Origin of the sequence: Methylocapsa sp. D3K7 (assembly GCF_029855125.1) — a bacterium.
Classification (GTDB): domain Bacteria; phylum Pseudomonadota; class Alphaproteobacteria; order Rhizobiales; family Beijerinckiaceae; genus Methylocapsa.
Genome location: NZ_CP123229.1, coordinates 1,874,160 through 1,891,781 on the forward strand (window position 1 = coordinate 1,874,160; position 17,622 = coordinate 1,891,781).

Genomic DNA, 17,622 nt, shown 5'->3' on the forward strand with positions numbered 1-17,622 from the left:
GCTATCGCGGAAGGGCTGCACGGCTCCTATCAGATCACTTAGTCCCGTCCGGAGGGCTGGTGTTTGCGGAGGAATGCGCTTGACACCGGCAAATTCTAATAACAGCATAAAGCTGATTTAGTCTATGGTTTTAGGAGGAATTAATGTCGGTTTTGCCTGAGGTTTTGAAGGCCAATGAGGCCTATGCCGCGAGTTTTGGCGCCAAATCGCAATTGGCCCTGCCGCCCGCGCGGCGATTCGCCATCCTGACCTGCATGGACGCGCGTCTTGATCCTGCCAAATATGCCGGTCTCGCCGAGGGTGACGCACATGTAATCCGCAACGCGGGCGGGCGGGCCAGCGACGACGCGATCCGCTCACTGGTGATTTCCTACAAACTTCTCGGCACCCGCGAATGGTTTGTCGTTCATCACTCGGATTGCGGCATGCAGCTGTTCGACGACAACATCATGAGCGATCTGCTCGACAAGAGTTTGGAAACGGCTTCGATCGACGAAAAGGGCTGGCACGATCACGGGCATGGACCCGGCAGCGGGCACGGCCATTACATCAAATGGCTGACGTTCAAGGACCTCCCAAAGAGCGTGACGGACGATGTCAAACGGATCCGGTCGCATCCGCTGGTGCCGCGCAATATTCCAATTTACGGCTACTATTACGACGTGAAGAGCGGCCGTCTGGTCGAGGTGCCGGAAGCAACGGCCGCCGGCAAGGCCACGGCCTGAGCAAAATCACGGGCCGGCGGCGCCCAGCCGCCGGACACGCATGGGGCGTGGAGCAAAGCCCTGGCGTAAGCTAAAGACCAGGAAGCATTCCGTTCTCGAGCAAAGTCGTCCAGCCAAAACTGCCCACAGGCAACAGAAGGGCTCGAACGAGCGGCTGCTGCGAAAACGGACTAAAGGCGCCTTCCCGCAGTCCCTCAATACGCACCAGCAATGTTTCCAACTGTCCGGCGCTGTCAGCCCCATCATCCGAATCCTTGGCGCGCGGACCTTTGGCGCAAATGATCCCATCCATCAGCCTTTGCGTAGCGGCTTTTCGCATCGACTGCGCCGCCCAGCAGAGCGCGATCGCGCAGCCGAACACGATAGCAAGACAGGTCCCCTGAAACACGAGAATTTTCGGGTTGGGCGTGTAATTGGCGAATACCGTGCTGCGTGTCACGATCACCAGCGCAATCAGCAGGAACGGATAATAGATGAGCGTGCCGATGCAGCGGGTTCGCTTCGCCACGAAGTCGAGATCAATCCACTTATCGATAAATCGCGGCTCCAGACCAAGGCGGTCCTCGAATTGCGTCCGCGTTTGGGCAGGCCACTCGGTGGTGCTGCGGCATAGGTCCCTGACAAAGCGCAAACAAAGCCATGTTGCATCGAAGACCACATATATCACCGCCATCGTACAGATGATTTCGGCTTTGGACGTGTACCGCAAGACGTGTCTGGCAAATTCCCCTCGCCTGGGCGAGACAGCGTGGCCCAGCAAAGGGGAGAGGACAAGGAACCAAAGACAATACATGACGGTGGTGTAGACAACGACGCGGACCAGCCGCGCTGCCCATCGGCTTTGGTAAACATATTCGCACCAAGCGATGTTGATCCTATAGGGCTTGCTGGGGTCCGGCTGATGCTCCCGGAGGCTGTAGGAAAAGAGGCTCGCGAGCTTCTTCCATACGGTCTGCCTCTCGGCCCCCTTACGAGCCGCGGTGATCGCCAAACTGGGGTTAGGCAAATTCAATTCCTGCGCAATCTCACACAAATTTTCGTCCAGTTTGCGCCACGCTCTCCAAAGGAGATAAACTGACAGCACAACACCGAGCGCGCGCAGCAGGACCGTCGGCCAGACGCTGACGCCTTGCAGCAAGGCCATCGGCTCGCCATCGCCATATTCCGTCAGCCTATTGGCGATCCAACCCCAATTGTAGCAGGCGGCGGCGGCGGCGGCGGCAATCAAGCCGACAAGGCCGACTTCGACGAGGGCGTGCTCGCGCACCCGGCGGCTGCAAAGCGTCAGCAAAATGAAAATCGAAGCGGCTGCCAAAGTCACAGAAATCGAATCGAGATTTTCCGGTTCTGAAAAGAGGCTCTCGATAGGCGGCTGAACACCACCGCAAGCCCATAGGTCAGTTCCGCAAGCGCCGGGGCTGGCGGAAGAGCGTCCTTCGATTGGAGCGGTGTTCTTCGCCACATAGGCTGGACTTTTGTGGTCGCGGTTCTGCGGTGTCCCGGCAAGGAAGTCCGCCGGTTTACCCTCATACTGAATAATCTCGCCGGTCCGGCCGATCTCAAATATCCGGGATGGCGATAGCCAAGCAGATATTTTCTCTTGATCGAAAGAAGGCTCGCGTCCGTCTCTGGGAGCGCCGACAGCCAGACTTGTGGCGAGGAATGCGGCGGTTTGGTAGCTGCTGCGGAATGGCGGGATTTCACCCTGAATTTCTGGCCGTAGCTCAGGACCGAAGCTCGACGAAATGATGAGATTGCGGGTGAAGTCGAGTTCGCTCGGCAATGTGAGCGAGGCGTCGAAATCGGTCGTAAAAAAGACCGCCTCTGGAAATTGAGGCGCAAGCGCACGCAGCACCAGCAATTTGTCGAAAACGTCACTGCCGAGAATCCCGATGGCACTTATGCCGCCTTCCTTCTTCTGGCGCAGGCTATCGTCTAAGTTGCGCAGACGATCGGCGAGCCTTCGCAGATAATCTTGTTGTCCCTGCCCATTCGGGCGCTCCCCATCTTTGGCATCCGGCTGGGTTTTGAAGACGTCCGCAAGGCTTGCTTGCTTGCTGGCGTCCGAAGTTCCTTTTCCAGCTTTCCGGTCCGCCGTCTCCTGAGCTCCCGGGAGCTGGCCATCGAGCCCGCGCATATAGGTCAGCCTGTGGACCAAACTCTTCTTGGCAGTTTCTTCCGGCAGGCGAGTTTTATCCTCGAAGCCACGCGCCATCGTTTTTGGCAGCGTTTGGCCATAAAAACTGTCCCATTCCGAGATCAGGGCAATATGATGGACGTCCTGGGGAGTGTTCGCTTTGGGTCGCTTTTCGCCAAGCACGATCTTCCGGAGCTTCAGCTCTTCGACAATACCGCGCGCCAGCACCTCATCCGTCGCGGTCGTTCTGTATAGGCTGATTCCCAGATTGCTAAAAAACTCGTGGACTGTGAGTTCAGGAGAAATGTTGCAGCCTGGAACTTGCTTGTACAACTCTTTCTCGTCCACCGTCGCGCCATATGCGTAAAAGCTGAGGGGCTTGACGCGGGCCACATCTTCAGCGAACTGCGGCATGCATGCCTCCTTCGCCATGTCGAGAAGGAGGCTCGAAGAATAAGGACCGGCAATCGTAACCGGCGCACCGCGCATGTTTCCTGGGCGCAGAGCGTCGGTGAGGCCGGCGAGCTTTCGCAACGGGGTTCCATGCAGCGCATCCTCATTGACCCAAAGGACGAGGATGTGCCGCGCTTGCGACTGATCAGAACCGGTCCGGGCAAACCATTCGTAGGGCACCACGTCCGGCAAAGTCAGATCTGAGACGCGGGGCTGAAAATAGCCCAAATGATGCTCGTCCTCCGGGACAAAGCCGGCCCGCTCGAGACCGCTCGACACGGCATAACGCGTCCGCCGCCGGACCTCGCCGTCCTCCATGTAGGGAGCCCCCGGCAATGTCACGGCGATGACCTGGGTCGTTTCCAGTTTCGCTTTATCGGTTTCCTTCGCCAGCGGCGAGAGACAGTGCGACGCCGGTGAGACGGCAGCCGTACCGCCCAAATTTACGCCACACCGTTCGGCTGTGCCAGGTGCGTCAATCGTCTTGGCGATGGCGGCAAATGGGTCCTGCCACAGACGCGCTTCAATGTCCTGGCTAGTCGACGATTGGTGGAATTGCGATTCGGTCATCGCCGGACGCAAGCCGTGAAGCGGCACCTCGTGATTGACGAAGAAACTGGTGCCCGCCGCCACAAGCGCTGCGACGACCACACTGCTGCTTGCAAAATTCGTCCCCGCCGGCTTTTCGTCGCTGGCCATGAGCAACCCCCTGTCACTCCTTGCCGCTACAATCGCAAAGGTTGGGCGTTTTTCCCGCCTCGCCGTGCTCCGTCAATGCTGGGCGGACGGCCCCTTCATTATCTTTACAATTGAGCAAAATGGCATCGAGATAAGTTTATGCGCTTTTTATCGATCCAATTCGGGAACCGTACTGTGATACAGCTCACACAAGGCTTGCGTATCCACGGTTTCCTAAACTTTTCAATAATTTCTCTGTTTAATTTGAGTGTCACAAACGTGTTTCCGGCGCGCCCCCTAAACAGGGGGGATCACCAGGATTCAAGGTCGAGGACCGGCAGTCCCGTCGCGGCGCAGATCGCCTCCATCAGGTTCACGCCCGCCGTAACGCTGACGATCCCGTTTTGCGGACTGAGCAACAACCGGTTTTGCGGCTTCTTCAATTCGAGATAAGGCGCGCAGTGGCCAATGCCAAAGTCTTTATTCAGGGCGATGCCCGCGATGTCCTCGAAAGCGTAGCGTTCGATTTTGGGCGGACGGTTCCAGGTGCGAATGCTGTAGACAATTTGGCGGGACCGCGAATCGAAAATGGTGGTGTAGACCTGGGGCAGCAGCAAGAATATGCCGCAGCCGAGCAAGAACACCGCGCAAAAGAGAACGAGCCAGATCCGAGAGACTGTATGCGGATTGGCGGCGGCGATCATCAAGCCAAGCCCCGCAGCTACAAACAGCGCCCCGAGCCATCTGGTGATGCCGTTTTTCGCGCGAACGGTCAGCGTGTCCCCGTCTGTTTCGATCCGCAAAGCACCATGATCACTCCGCCTCATAAACAACGTCCCCCGCGACCAGCGTAAGTTTCACCTTGCCCTCCATGCGGGCCTCGTCGAAGGGCGTGTTCTTGCAGCGGGAATGAAGTTTTGCGGGATCGACGACAAAAGGTTCGTCCGGGTCGAAACGGATCAGATCGGCGGGCGCGCCAGCCGTGAGTCTTCCCTGCGGCAGACGCAAAATCTCTGCCGGGCGTATGGTCATCGCGGCAATCAGGCGCGGGAGCGGAATTTCGCCCTGATGCACGAGACGCAGGCCCGCCGCGAGCATGGTCTCCAAACCGATGGCGCCAACCTCCGCCTCGGCGAATGGCAAGCGCTTCGTTTCGACGTCCTGGGGATCGTGATCGGACACGATGACGTCGATGACCCCGGACGCCAGACCGGCCACGAGGGCGCGGCGTTCGTCTTCCCCGCGCAGCGGCGGAGCGAGTTTCAAGAACGTCCGGTAATCGCCGATGTCATTTTCGTTGAGGGTCAGATGATTGATCGAGGTGGCGCAGGTGACGGGCAAACCATCGGCCTTTGCCCTTGCGACAATGTCCAAGGAGAGAGCCGTGGTGACGAGCGCGGCGTGGTAGCGCACGCCTGTCAAGTTCACGAGCCGGATGTCGCGATCGAGCATGATCGCCTCCGCTTCACGCGGGATTCCCGCAAGGCCAAGGCGCGTGGCGAATTCGCCTTCGTTCATCACTCCTTCGGCGGCAAGATCGGGGTCCTCGGGATAATGCATCACGAGGGCATCGAAATCGCGCGCATATTGCATGACCCTGCGGAAGACCCGGGCGCTGCAAATCGAGCGGGCTCCATCGCTGAAGGCCACCGCGCCCGCCTGTTGCAGCAAACCGATCTCGGCGATTTCCGTGCCCTTGAGACCCGCCGTTAAGGCTGCCGAGGGCAGCACCCGCACGCGGCCGGTATCGCGCGCCCGGCGCAGCAGAAAATCGACGACCGCCGGCTCGTCGACGGGCGGATTGGTATCGGGCCGGGCCAGAATCGTCGTGACGCCGCCTGCCGCCGCCGCCAGGGTCGCGGTCGCGATCGTCTCGCGGTGTTCGGCACCAGGCTCGCCAATGAAGGCCCGCATGTCGATGAGGCCCGGCGCCACGCAATCACCGCCGCAATCGATGATCTGCGCGTGAGCGGGGAGATTTGCCAGAACGACCCCTGCACCCGCTTCGCGGATCAAGCCATCGACAACCAGAACGCCGCCGGCAATTTCGCTGAGCGCGGCGGGATCAATCAATCGCGCATTGATCAGCGCCAGCGGCCGGTGGGCGATGGAAGAGGTGGTGGCGCTATGTTTCACCCGCAACTGCCTCTCATCCATTGGGAAGGTGCTGCGCCAGGGCTTCCAAAACGGCGATCCGCATAGCAACGCCCATTTCAACCTGCTCGCGGATGAGACTGCTCGACCCATCGGCGACGTTCGAATCGATTTCGACCCCACGATTGATCGGGCCTGGATGCATGACAAGCGCATCGGGCTTGGCATGCTTTAACTTTGCCTCGTCGAGCCCAAAAAACCGGAAATATTCCTTGGCCGAGGGAATGTAGCCGCCCTGCATCCGCTCGCGCTGCAAGCGCAGCATCATGACGATATCGGCGCCTTCGAGCCCCGGGCGCATGTCGCGAAAAACCTTGACGCCAAGGCGCTCGATACCGGGAGGCAGCAGGGTCGATGGTCCCACAATGTGCACCCGCGCGCCGAGCGCCGAGAGCAGCAGAATATTGGAGCGGGCAACCCGCGAGTGCAAAATGTCGCCGCAAATCGCGACCGTGAGGCCTTCGATTTTGCCTTTGTTTCGCCGGATCGTCAGCGCATCAAGAAGCGCTTGGGTTGGATGTTCATGGGCGCCGTCCCCCGCATTGACGACGGAACAATCGACTTTTTTCGCGAGCAGATGCACGGCGCCCGCCTGGGCATGCCGCACCACGATGATGTCGGGGCGCATGGCGTTTAGCGTCATCGCCGTATCGAGCAACGTCTCGCCTTTTTTGACGCTCGAGGTCGCCACGGACATGTTCATGACGTCGGCGCCAAGCCGCTTGCCGGCAAGCTCGAAGGACGATTGGGTACGGGTGGAGGTCTCGAAAAACAGATTGATGAGTGTCCGTCCGCGCAAGGTCGAGCGCTTTTTCTCAATCTGGCGCGACACTTCCACGGCGGCCTCGGCGAGGTCGAGAAGACTTGTGATGTCTTGGGCGGAAAGCCCCTCGATCCCGAGCAGGTGCCGGTGCGGAAAGAGGGGTGTTTGCGGTGGGCTGATCATTGGACCCGTTCTATAGGACCGGGATTGTCCCTGTCACCTGTGTTCACCTAACCACCCTGCTTGCGCAGATCTTTTTATCGGTCACCTCCCTCGCGAGTGCAGATTTTGCTGCACAACAGCATTTCATGCGCCGAGACGGGCGTTGCATTTTCCAGCGAGAACGCGTTTAAGCGGTGCCGGAAAAAGATCCTTTCAACATGGGCACCCAATGAAAATCAGTTTGAAAATCTTGACCTCCGTAGCGGTTTTGACGTCTGCCGGGCAAGCCCTTGCGGAAAATCAGCCGCTCACCTGCTGGTACAATGATCATGCCGATTTTACCTCAGCCGATAGTGCCGCGTCGGATGCGACGGTCGGCGCCGTCACGAAATACGGCAGCGGAGACAAGACATATAATTACACAATATCCGCGCGAGACGGCAACGCCTGCCCGATCCAACTCCCCCTCTCGTCGCTGACGGCGGTCACGGTCGCCCTTGTCAGTCAGGACGAAGGCAGCTGTGGAAATGAAACGGTCGCCGACGCCGGTTCGGGGCCGGTCAGCGGCTCGGTGACGGTTGCCCGGGCGACGGAAGAGTCTTCCACTGCCGGCATTCGTATTGTCGGCCTTTCGCCAAACACCAGCTACCGTGTTCTCTTGAAATGCGGCCGCCAGCTCGGGACCCTGCGCACGGATGATAAGGGCAATGGGGGGAGGACGTTCGATTTCCCGAACAGTGCCGCCGCCAATGTCTATGCTTTTGAGATCGCCCCGGAAGGCGATAAGCCGGGAACCAAGCTGCAAAGCCTGTCATTTCGAAAGTAGCCCCGGCCAAGCTGGGCGGGCCGCTGGCTGGCTGGCGGCGCGTCCTGCAAATTTCCCTTGCCGCCATAAATTCATGCGGTGCGCCGGATTGCCCTATTGTTTCGGTCCCGGCGTCCCTATTTGACTATGGGAGCGCGCTCCCTCATCCTCCCATCATCGATATAGGCCAAGCTTCGGCTTAAGGCTGGCGGACGTGAGCGCTGCCATTTGGTCCCGAAGTCTCGCGGCCAGCACGCGTTACAGACATTGAAAACGAGGGTTTTGCATGAATGTCGTCATCGTCGAATCGCCGGCGAAGGCCAAGACGATCACCAAATATCTCGGCAAGGGTTATGAAGTTTACGCTTCCTATGGCCATGTCCGCGATCTGCCGGCGAAGGATGGCTCCGTCGATCCCGACGATGATTTTGCCATGCTTTGGGATGTCGATTCCAAATCCTCCAAACGGCTGGCGGAAATCGCCAAGGCGGTCAAGGACTCGGACGGGATTATCCTGGCGACCGACCCGGACCGGGAGGGCGAAGCGATTTCCTGGCATGTCCTAGAATATCTGAAAACGAAAAAAGTCCTTGGCGCGAAACCGGTCCAGAGGGTCGTTTTCAACGCGATCACCAAAGCCGCGATCCTTGAGGCGATGAAGAACCCCCGGGATATCGATGCCGCCCTCGTCGACGCTTATCTGGCCCGCCGCGCGCTCGATTACCTCGTGGGCTTCAACCTCTCCCCGGTACTGTGGCGCAAGCTGCCGGGCGCCCGTTCTGCCGGGCGGGTGCAGTCCGTCGCCCTGCGCCTCGTCTGCGACCGTGAGCTTGAGATCGAAAAATTCGTCTCGCGCGAATATTGGTCGATCGCCGCGCATCTCAAAACATCCGCGGGGGCGCCCTTTATCGCAAGACTGACGGGGGCCGATGGTGCCCGCATCAGCCGTCTCGACATTGGCTCGGGGGCCGAAGCGGAAGCGTTCAAAGCGGCTCTCGAAGCCGCAAAATTCTCGGTGGCCAGCGTTGAGGCGCGGCCCGCGAAACGGCATCCGTCGCCGCCGTTCACCACCTCGACCCTGCAACAGGAAGCATCGCGCAAGCTGGGCTTCGCGCCCGCCCGCACCATGCAACTTGCCCAGCGGCTCTATGAGGGCGCGGAAATCGGCGGCGAGACGGTCGGTCTCATCACCTATATGCGCACCGACGGCGTCGATCTCGCCCCCGAGGCGATCAGCAGCGCGCGCAGCGTCATCGGCAAGGAATTCGGCGCCAAATATGTGCCGAAAGTGCCACGCAAATATACCGTGAAGGCGAAGAACGCCCAAGAAGCGCATGAAGCGATTCGCCCGACTGACCTCGCCCGCCTGCCAAAACATGTCGCGGCGAGCCTCGATCCAGATCAGCGGCGGCTCTATGATCTCATTTGGACGCGCACCATCGCCAGCCAAATGGAATCGGCCGAACTCGAACGCACGACTGTCGATATTTTGGCGCAGGCGGGCGAGCGGAAGCTCGATCTCCGCGCGACCGGCCAAGTCATCCGCTTCGATGGATTTCTGAAACTCTATCAGGAAGGCCGCGATGACGAAGACGATGAAGAAAGCGGCCGTCTGCCCGAAATGCACAAGGGCGAAGCCCTTAACAAGGATAAGATCGAAGCGGACCAGCATTTTACCGAGCCGCCGCCCCGCTTTACCGAGGCGACCCTCGTCAAACGTATGGAGGAGCTCGGCATTGGCCGTCCTTCCACTTACGCCTCGACTCTCGCGGTTCTTCGCGAACGCGACTATGTCAGGCTCGACAAGAAGCGCCTCATCCCGGAAGACAAGGGCCGCCTCGTCACGGCATTTCTGGAGAGCTTTTTTGCCCGTTACGTCGGCTATGATTTCACCGCCGGCCTCGAAGAGCAACTTGACCTCGTATCGAACCATGAACTCGACTGGAAGCAGGTGCTGCGCGATTTTTGGTCGGATTTCTCCGGCGCGCTTGCAGACATCAAGGATTTGCGCACCACGGAAGTCCTCGACAGTTTGAACGAGCTGCTCGGTCCGCATATTTTCCCTGCTAAGGAAGACGGCTCCAATCCACGTGCCTGCCCCTCCTGCGGGGCTGGTCAGCTCTCCCTAAAACTCGGAAAATTCGGCGCGTTCATCGGCTGCTCGAATTATCCCGAGTGCAAATTTACCCGCACTCTGGCCGACACCAACGCGGAAGCCAGTGCCAACGGCGAGCGACCAGGTGTTCGGGTTCTTGGCAATGATCCTGTGACAGGCGACGAGATTTCCCTGCGCGATGGCCGGTTCGGCAATTATGTGCAGCAGGGCGACGGTGAAAAGCCGAAGCGGGTCTCGGTGCCAAAATCCATTGATGTCAGCGATATCACCCTCGAACAAGCGATTGGCCTGCTGTCGCTGCCGCGCGAGATTGCCAAACATCCCGAGACCAAGGAGCCGATCCTCGCCGGGATCGGCCGTTTCGGCCCTTATGTTCAGCACGGCAAGACCTATGCGAACATCGGCAAGGACGAGGATATTTTGGCCCTGGGTGGCAACCGGGCAATCGATCTCATCTGCGCCAAGGAAAGCGGCTTGAGCGGGCGCCGGTTTGGCGACAGCGCCAGTGCGCCGTCGCGCGAACTCGGCGAACACCCAGCCGGCGGCAAGGTCGTCGTCAAGGCCGGGCGCTATGGACCCTATGTCAACCACGGCAAGATCAATGCGACCCTGCCGAGCGATGCCGACCCCACGACATTGACGCTGGATGATGCCGTCGCACTGTTGGCCGCGAAAGCCAGCGGCCAAGGCGGCGCATCGGGGTCTTCGCAGGGCCGCCCACTTGGCGAGCATCCCGACGGCGGGATTATCAGCGTAAGGAGCGGCCGCTTCGGTCCCTATGTCAATCATGGGAAGATCAACGCGACCTTAAAATCGGGCATGTCTTCCGAGACGATCACGCTCGAAGAGGCGATCCGTTTGATCGAAGACAAGGCCGGAGCGGGGCCGCGAACGCCCAAAAAGGGACGTGCCGCGCCCAAACGAGAAGCCCCCAAGCGCAGCGCCCCGAAGAGAGCCGCCAAGCCAGTGGCGGCAAAGCCTTCCGCCATGGCGCTGTCAAAGCCAGCGGCCAAATCGAAAAAGGCCAGCAAAGCGTGAAAAAAACCGCCAGGGGCGGCATACAACTCGGCCCATCGAGCGCCAGACTCGCGCCAGCGGCAACGGCGGCGGAGGGTGCCGCTTTGCCCTCGCGGGCGGACATCTTGGCCTTCATTGCCCGCGAGCGCGAGGCTTTGGGCGGCAAGGCACACGGAAAAATCGGCAAACGCGAAATCGCCCGCGCCTTCAACATCAGGGGCGCGGACAAGATTGCCTTGAAGCGCCTCTTGAAAGATCTCGAGTCCGAAGGTGCCATCGAGCGCCGGCGCAAGACTCTGCACAAACAAGGTCTCCTTCCGGCCATCGTTCTCGCCGATGTGACCGCCCGCGACCGCGACGGAGATCTTCTCGCCGCCCCCGCCGAATGGGACATCGCGCAGGGGCCGGCGCCAAAAATCCTGCTCACGATCCGAGCCAGAACCAACTCGCGCTCAGGAGCGCCCGCCCCGGCGCCTGGAGACCGCGCCCTGATCCGGGTGGAGCCGTTGCCCGGCGCGGAGCCCGGTGAGCCTACCTATGCCGGGCGTGTCGTAAAACTTTTGCCGCGTTCCAAAGCCCAGCTCCTGGGGATTTTTCGCGCCAGCATGGGCGGCGGCGGCCGCATCGTGCCCATCGATAAGAAAAACGTCAATCGCGGCGAATTGAGCGTTGGCCCCGGTGACGAAGGCGCAGCAGGTGATGGCGATCTCGTCTCCGTCGAGATTTTGCGCACCGGCCGCCTCGGGCTTCCAGCGGCAAAGGTGCGGGAGCGGCTTGGCGCCCTCGACAATGAAAAAGCGATCAGCCTCATCGCCCTTCATTCGCACCGTATTCCGCATGTCTTCCGCCCCGATGCCCTTGTCGAAGCGGAGCGGGCGCGCCCCGACAGCATGGCGCATCGAGAGGATTGGCGCGCTATTCAACTGCTGACCATCGATCCAGCGGATGCCAAGGATCACGACGACGCGGTCCATGCCGAGCGCGATCCAGATCCCGCCAATCCCGGCGGATATATTCTGCGCGTGGCAATCGCCGATGTCGCCGCCTATGTCACCCCTGGCGGGGCACTCGACAGCGAGGCGCGGGAGCGAGGCAATTCGGTCTATTTCCCCGACCGCGTCGTGCCGATGCTGCCGGAACGGATTTCCAACGATCTTTGTTCGTTGCGCCCGAACGAGGACCGTCCGGCGCTCGCCGCCAAGCTCATCATTGCCGCAGATGGCCACAAACTCAGTCATGGGTTCCATCGGGTCATGATGCGCTCGGCGGCGAAACTCTCCTACACGCAAGCGCAGACTTTGATCGATGCGGCACCCGGCGCGGCCACCGAAAGCCTTATGTCTGTCCTCGTTCCGCTTTATGAGGCCTATGCCGCCCTTAAAACCGCGCGGGACAAACGCGGACCGCTCGATCTCGACCTCCCCGAACGCAAAATTTTGCTGGACGACAAAGGCGCCGTGAAGGCCGTTGTGACGCCGCCAAGGCTCGATTCGCATCGCCTCATCGAGGAGTTCATGATCCTCGCGAATGTCGCCGCCGCCGAAACGCTTGAAGCGAAACAGCAGGCGTTCATCTACCGGGTGCATGACGAGCCATCGATCGAAAAGATCAACAACCTTGCGGAATTTCTGGCCTCAATCGGGCTCAAATTCAACAAGGGGCAAGTTCTCCGGGCCGCGCAATTCAACGGCATCCTCGGCCGCGTCAAAGGCACGGACAACGAGCATCTCGTCAATGAAGTGGTGCTGCGGACTCAGGCGCAAGCAGAGTATGCCGTCGACAATTACGGCCATTTCGGTCTCAACCTGCGCCGCTATGCGCATTTCACCTCGCCGATCCGCCGTTATGCGGATCTCATCGTCCATCGCGCCTTGATCCTCGCCCTAAATCTCGGGCCGGATGGTTTGCCGGTGAGCGCCAACAAGGAACTCGCCGAAATCGCGGCGGCGATTTCCGCCGCCGAACGGCGTGCCATGGCGGCCGAACGCGAGACCTCCGACCGGCTGATCGCTGCCCATCTTGCAGATCAGATCGGAGCCACATTCGAAGGCCGCATTTCGGGAGCCTCTAGCGCCGGGCTGTTCGTCAAACTCGATGGGACCGGCGCCGATGGCTTTATCCCGGCCGCCATGCTCGGCGACGATTATTTCCGGCATGATGCGGCCCGCCATGCGCTGATCGGCTCGCGCACTGGGCAAATGCACCGCCTAGGCGATGTCGTGACCGTGCGACTGGTGGAGGCTGCGCCACTCGCTGGTGCGCTGCGCTTTGAACTGCTGAAAGAAAGCACTCCGCGCCACACGAGGTCAAAGGCGGCTAAAGGCCAACGCTCGGCGCGCCGCGGAAAGCTTGGAGTCTCCGACACTCTGCCATCGAGAGCGAAGGCATCGAAGCGGTGAAGTGGGTTCGCCTAAGTCGAGAAAAGGCTAGGGACACCGCTCAGAAATAAGCCCAACGAGGCAGAAATTCCGGCCAGAAGCGAACGTCCTCCGTCTTGCCGGCGTCGCAGCTTGAAGTATATATTTCCCCTGGACGGACAAGACGTCGTTCGTTCGACAACAATCAAGGGAGGTATCGATGCGCCGCGTTTTGGCTTCGCTGCTCGCCGTTATGGCGTTGTCGTTAGGGGCTTGCAACATGCCGTCAGAGGAAAATCCGACTGACCAAAAAAATGCAGGTAAATCATCGTCAAGTCTCGTGCTACCGGAATAAGCTAAACATATTAGCTTTGACGGCAGGTTCAGATAAGATCTGAGCTTCCAAAGATTGTCCATCCGGTCGGACTGAGGGAAGCTGATGTTGCAAGGCTTCAGTTTTCCAAAAGGAGGGCCGGGTGCGGCTGTTGGAGTTTTCCAATAATATTTTCCCAACCCGTCCCTATGGTTGCGGACTGAGTTTGATCGAGACTGAGGGCGGATAGGACCGTGGCAGGAGTGAGAGAAATCCCAAAAACCGTACAGAATAAACGGGACGTATGGAATTCAATCGGCAGAGGATTGCGCGGTCTCTGTCCCAACTGCGTCACCGGCCGCATATTTCATGCCTATCTCAAGGTTAACAATACCTGCCCGCATTGCTCCGAGGAATTTTTCCACCAGCGGGCCGACGATGCCCCTCCTTATCTGACGATCCTCATCGTCGGCCATATTGTTGGGACCCTGATGTTGCTGGCTGAAGAATTCTGGCCCGACGCGCCAATTTGGTTGCATGCGATGATTTGGCCGACACTGGCGCTCATCCTGTCGCTTTGGCTTTTGCCGGCAATGAAGGGTGGACTCATTGCCTATCAGTGGGCCTTGCGCATGCATGGCTTTGGCGAAGCCCCTGTTGAACCCGGGCCTCGCCCAGCGCCGCCGCGCGCCGCTTAATCGCCGGAACCATTCAGCTGTTCTTGATAAAATCAAGAAAAAAATCAAAGGGATAGACAGAACAGGGCGCTTCAATTTGAAGCATTTTGTTTTGCAAAAAAAAGCTAGGTCAAAGACCTGCGGTATGAGACAAGCAGCGGCGGTTCACGCAACGGCGCCGGAACCGCCTTCAGTCCCGGGAGCGTGATCCGCGCTCCCTTCCCCGCCAACCCCCTGCGTTTTGCCGCCGCACGGAATAATCCCTTACGATTGTGGTGTGTAACTCGATCTCAGCCGTATTCTCGCCATGAAGAATCGGTTAACCTTAACCTCGATTGCTTAATTGCAACGCTTTCTGGTTAGCTCGGATCAAGGTTGATGGAACATTCCTTTAACCAAAGGCAGGTAGGGCTTAAGGCCTGCCCCGCGATTACAGAAGGAGTGTGGGATGAGCTTTCTCCATCGGACCGTCGAATGGAAATTCGCGGCCGCGCTGGGCGCCGCCCTTGCGATCTCCGCCTGCGCCAAGAACCCGGCCGAAAATGGTGCCGCGCTCGCCGGCCTGAACGGCGGTCCCGCAGCGCCCGGAAGTCCCCAGGATTTTGCCGTCAATGTCGGTGATAGAGTGTTTTTCGAGAGCGATTCCAGCGACTTGAGCCAAACTGCGCAGGCGACCCTCGCCAAGCAGGCAAGCTGGTTGCAACAATATGGCCGGTACAATGTGACCATCGAAGGAAACGCCGACGAGCGAGGCACCCGCGAGTATAATTTCGCGCTTGGAGCGCGCCGGGCGGAAACCACTAAGGATTACCTCGTCGCCCGCGGCATTCCCGCCGCGAAAATTCGGACCATCAGCTATGGCAAGGAGCGTCCCGTCGCAAGCTGCAATGAAAATTCCTGCTGGTCACAAAACCGCCGCGCGGTCACCGTGCTGACCGGCGGCCAGTCCTAACGAAGATTTCGGCGAGCGGTTCCTCCCCTGCCGCCGATAGGTCCGGACGATCGAAACGATCCCAATCCGGCGCCGGCGCCTTCTTTGTGAAGCGCCGGTTTTTCTTTGTGCTTCCCGCCTAGGCCAATGGTATAGCCGGGAATATTTAGTTCCTGCTTTGCCAATCGCGGCCGCGACAAGCTTCAGGGGAGATTTTAAGATCCGGCGCATGTTCCAGGAGGCCGCCACACGAAAAATGGCTGCCTTCTTTGTGAAAGGCAGCCATTTGATCTCTCCCCTGGGCGGTCTAAATACCGCGCCGTACTAGGCCTGCGGCTGCGGCTCCAACCCGCCAGCCTCGGGACCCGGTTTCGGCCGGACGACACCGGTCGTCGGAACCGGGGAGCCGCGCAAGGGCGGTTCGGCATCATTGCCGGCATCGCGCACCGGCGGTTGTCCCTTCAAGAGCCCGACGATCTCTTCGCCGGTCAGCGTCTCATATTCGAGGAGGCCCTTGGCGAGAGTCTCAAGATCCGTGCGCTTCTCGGTAATGATTTTCGTTGCTTCGGCGAGACCTGCCTCGACCAAGCGGCGCACTTCAGCGTCGATCTTCTGAGCGGTCGCCTCGGAGATGGTTTGCTGGCGCCCCATCGAATAGCCGAGGAAAACCTCCTGCTGGTTATCTCCATACATGACCGTGCCGAGTTCGTCGGAGAACCCCCAGCGGGTCACCATCGCGCGGGCGAGATTTGTCGCTTGCTCGATGTCGGATTGGGCACCGGAGGTGATCTTCTCCTTGCCGAAGACGATCTCTTCCGAAACCCGGCCGCCCATGCAGATGGCAAGCCGCGAGGTCATCTGCTCGTAGCTCATCGAAAGCTTGTCGCGTTCAGGAAGCTGCATGACCATGCCCAGCGCCCTGCCGCGAGGGATGATCGTCGCCTTATGCACCGGATCGGTGGCGACGACATTGAGAGCGACAATCGCATGGCCGCCCTCATGATAAGCGGTCAGCATTTTCTCCTGTTCGGTCATGACCATGGTACGCCGCTCGGCGCCCATCATGATCTTGTCTTTCGAATCCTCGAACTCGGACATGGTGACGACCCGCTTGCCGCGCCTTGCCGCAAGCAACGCAGCCTCATTGACGAGATTCATCAGGTCGGCACCGGAAAAACCCGGTGTGCCGCGCGCCACCGTCTTCAACTCGACGTCCGGGGCGAGCGGAACCTTGCGGACATGCACCTTGAGAATACGCTCGCGACCGACGATGTCGGGGTTCGACACGACAATCTGGCGGTCGAAACGGCCGGGACGCAGCAACGCGGGATCAAGCACATCGGGGCGATTGGTCGCTGCGATCAGGATGATGCTTTCATTGGCTTCGAAGCCGTCCATCTCGACGAGGAGTTGGTTCAAGGTCTGTTCGCGCTCGTCATTGCCGCCGCCAAGCCCAGCACCGCGATGCCGGCCGACGGCGTCGATTTCATCGATGAAAATGATGCAAGGCGAATTCTTCTTGGCCTGTTCGAACATGTCTCGGACACGGCTGGCGCCGACGCCAACGAACATCTCCACAAAATCCGAGCCGGAAATCGTGAAGAAGGGGACGTTGGCTTCGCCGGCGATGGCACGCGCAAGCAAGGTCTTGCCGGTACCGGGCGGGCCAACGAGCAAGACACCGCGCGGAATCCGCCCGCCAAGCTTTTGGAAGCGCTGCGGATCCCGCAGGAACTCGACAATCTCCTGGAGATCTTCCTTGGCCTCATCGACACCGGCGACATCCTCGAATGTCACCCGCCCATGCGCCTCCGTTAGGAGTTTCGCCTTGGACTTGCCAAAGCCCATGGCCTTGCCGCCCGCCCCCTGCATTTGCCTCGACAAAAAGATCCAGACGCCAATGATCGCGATCAGGGGCAACCCATTGACAAGCAGCGTCATGAGCCAATTGGTGTTTTCCGTCGGCGGCTTGGCGGTGATCGAAACATTCTTTTTATAGAGACTTTGGACCAGCGACGGGTCATTTGGAGAATAGGTGGCGAAGGCCCGATTGTCGGTGAAATGCCCGGTAATCTCATTGCCGGCGATCGTCACCTCGCGGACGTGACCCTGGTCAACTTCATTAAGAAGCTGGCTGAAGGCAATATCCTGAGACGGAACCCGCTGTCCAGGATTTTGGAACAGCATAACGAGCGCGACGACAAGCAGGATAATGATTACCCAAAGCGCAAAATTCCGGAAATTCGGATTCATCTTCGTTCCCGCCACACATCGGTCCAGCCGCAAAGGCCGGAACCGGTTAAGCCAACGCCCGCTAAGAGATGGGCATCGTCC

At 59.6% G+C, this 17,622-nt stretch carries 11 protein-coding genes; 6 read left to right on the forward strand and 5 right to left on the reverse strand.

All coding sequences use genetic code 11. The features are described 5' to 3' along the window. The first annotated feature begins 143 nt into the window (after positions 1-143). Positions 144-725, forward strand: a complete 582-nt coding sequence (locus tag QEV83_RS08550) for a carbonic anhydrase (protein WP_280130774.1) — start codon at positions 144-146, stop codon at positions 723-725. 70 nt (positions 726-795) lie between these two features. Here the strand turns inward: QEV83_RS08550 and QEV83_RS08555 are convergent, their stop codons facing one another. The 4 genes from QEV83_RS08555 to QEV83_RS08570 all read right to left on the reverse strand — a co-directional run bounded on the left by QEV83_RS08555 (position 796) and on the right by QEV83_RS08570 (position 7,093). Continuing rightward, positions 796-4,014, reverse strand: a complete 3,219-nt coding sequence (locus tag QEV83_RS08555) for a hypothetical protein (RefSeq protein ID WP_280130775.1) — start codon at positions 4,012-4,014, stop codon at positions 796-798. Positions 4,015-4,304: 290 nt separating this feature from the next. Beyond that, positions 4,305-4,820 (reverse strand): hypothetical protein, encoded by a 516-nt coding sequence (locus QEV83_RS08560; RefSeq protein WP_280130776.1) that lies wholly within the window; start codon positions 4,818-4,820, stop codon positions 4,305-4,307. Next, positions 4,807-6,135 carry a dihydroorotase gene (pyrC, locus tag QEV83_RS08565; protein ID WP_280130777.1) on the reverse strand — a complete coding sequence of 443 codons (1,329 nt, stop codon included), beginning with the start codon at positions 6,133-6,135 and terminating at the stop codon, positions 4,807-4,809. The genes QEV83_RS08560 and pyrC overlap by 14 nt, the downstream gene beginning before the upstream one ends. 7 nt (positions 6,136-6,142) lie before the next feature. Further along, entirely contained in the window at positions 6,143-7,093 is a 951-nt protein-coding gene (locus QEV83_RS08570) for an aspartate carbamoyltransferase catalytic subunit (protein ID WP_280130778.1), read from the reverse strand. Positions 7,094-7,301: 208 nt separating this feature from the next. Between QEV83_RS08570 and QEV83_RS08575 the strand changes: the two genes are divergently transcribed. From QEV83_RS08575 to pal, 5 genes are all read left to right on the forward strand, one after another. Beyond that, positions 7,302-7,898 (forward strand): hypothetical protein, encoded by a 597-nt coding sequence (locus tag QEV83_RS08575; protein ID WP_280130779.1) that lies wholly within the window; start codon positions 7,302-7,304, stop codon positions 7,896-7,898. Positions 7,899-8,163: 265 nt separating this feature from the next. Beyond that, positions 8,164-11,031 carry a type I DNA topoisomerase gene (gene topA, locus QEV83_RS08580; protein WP_280130780.1) on the forward strand — a complete coding sequence of 956 codons (2,868 nt, stop codon included), beginning with the start codon at positions 8,164-8,166 and terminating at the stop codon, positions 11,029-11,031. Positions 11,032-11,114: 83 nt separating this feature from the next. Further along, positions 11,115-13,409 (forward strand): ribonuclease R, encoded by a 2,295-nt coding sequence (gene rnr, locus QEV83_RS08585; protein WP_280131006.1) that lies wholly within the window; start codon positions 11,115-11,117, stop codon positions 13,407-13,409. A gap of 597 nt (positions 13,410-14,006) precedes the next feature. Next, positions 14,007-14,378, forward strand: a complete 372-nt coding sequence (locus QEV83_RS08590; RefSeq protein ID WP_280130781.1) for a DUF983 domain-containing protein — start codon at positions 14,007-14,009, stop codon at positions 14,376-14,378. Between the two features lie 427 nt (positions 14,379-14,805). After that, positions 14,806-15,309 (forward strand): peptidoglycan-associated lipoprotein Pal, encoded by a 504-nt coding sequence (gene pal / locus QEV83_RS08595; protein ID WP_280130782.1) that lies wholly within the window; start codon positions 14,806-14,808, stop codon positions 15,307-15,309. 303 nt (positions 15,310-15,612) lie between these two features. Here the strand turns inward: pal and ftsH are convergent, their stop codons facing one another. Next, on the reverse strand, positions 15,613-17,541 hold the full coding sequence (gene ftsH, locus QEV83_RS08600) for an ATP-dependent zinc metalloprotease FtsH (protein ID WP_280130783.1): 1,929 nt from the start codon (positions 17,539-17,541) through the stop codon (positions 15,613-15,615). Between the last annotated feature and the right edge of the window lie 81 nt (positions 17,542-17,622).

What these genes read in the sequence shown, in the direction of transcription:
- topA (WP_280130780.1), top strand. Translation starts at nt 8,164, where the DNA reads ATGAATGTCGTCATCGTCGAATCGCCGGCGAAGGCCAAGACGATCACC.
- QEV83_RS08550 (WP_280130774.1), top strand. Translation starts at nt 144, where the DNA reads ATGTCGGTTTTGCCTGAGGTTTTGAAGGCCAATGAGGCCTATGCCGCG.
- QEV83_RS08555 (WP_280130775.1), bottom strand. Translation starts at nt 4,014, where the DNA reads ATGGCCAGCGACGAAAAGCCGGCGGGGACGAATTTTGCAAGCAGCAGT.
- QEV83_RS08575 (WP_280130779.1), top strand. Translation starts at nt 7,302, where the DNA reads ATGAAAATCAGTTTGAAAATCTTGACCTCCGTAGCGGTTTTGACGTCT.
- pal (WP_280130782.1), top strand. Translation starts at nt 14,806, where the DNA reads ATGAGCTTTCTCCATCGGACCGTCGAATGGAAATTCGCGGCCGCGCTG.
- QEV83_RS08560 (WP_280130776.1), bottom strand. Translation starts at nt 4,820, where the DNA reads ATGAGGCGGAGTGATCATGGTGCTTTGCGGATCGAAACAGACGGGGAC.
- ftsH (WP_280130783.1), bottom strand. Translation starts at nt 17,541, where the DNA reads ATGAATCCGAATTTCCGGAATTTTGCGCTTTGGGTAATCATTATCCTG.
- QEV83_RS08570 (WP_280130778.1), bottom strand. Translation starts at nt 7,093, where the DNA reads ATGATCAGCCCACCGCAAACACCCCTCTTTCCGCACCGGCACCTGCTC.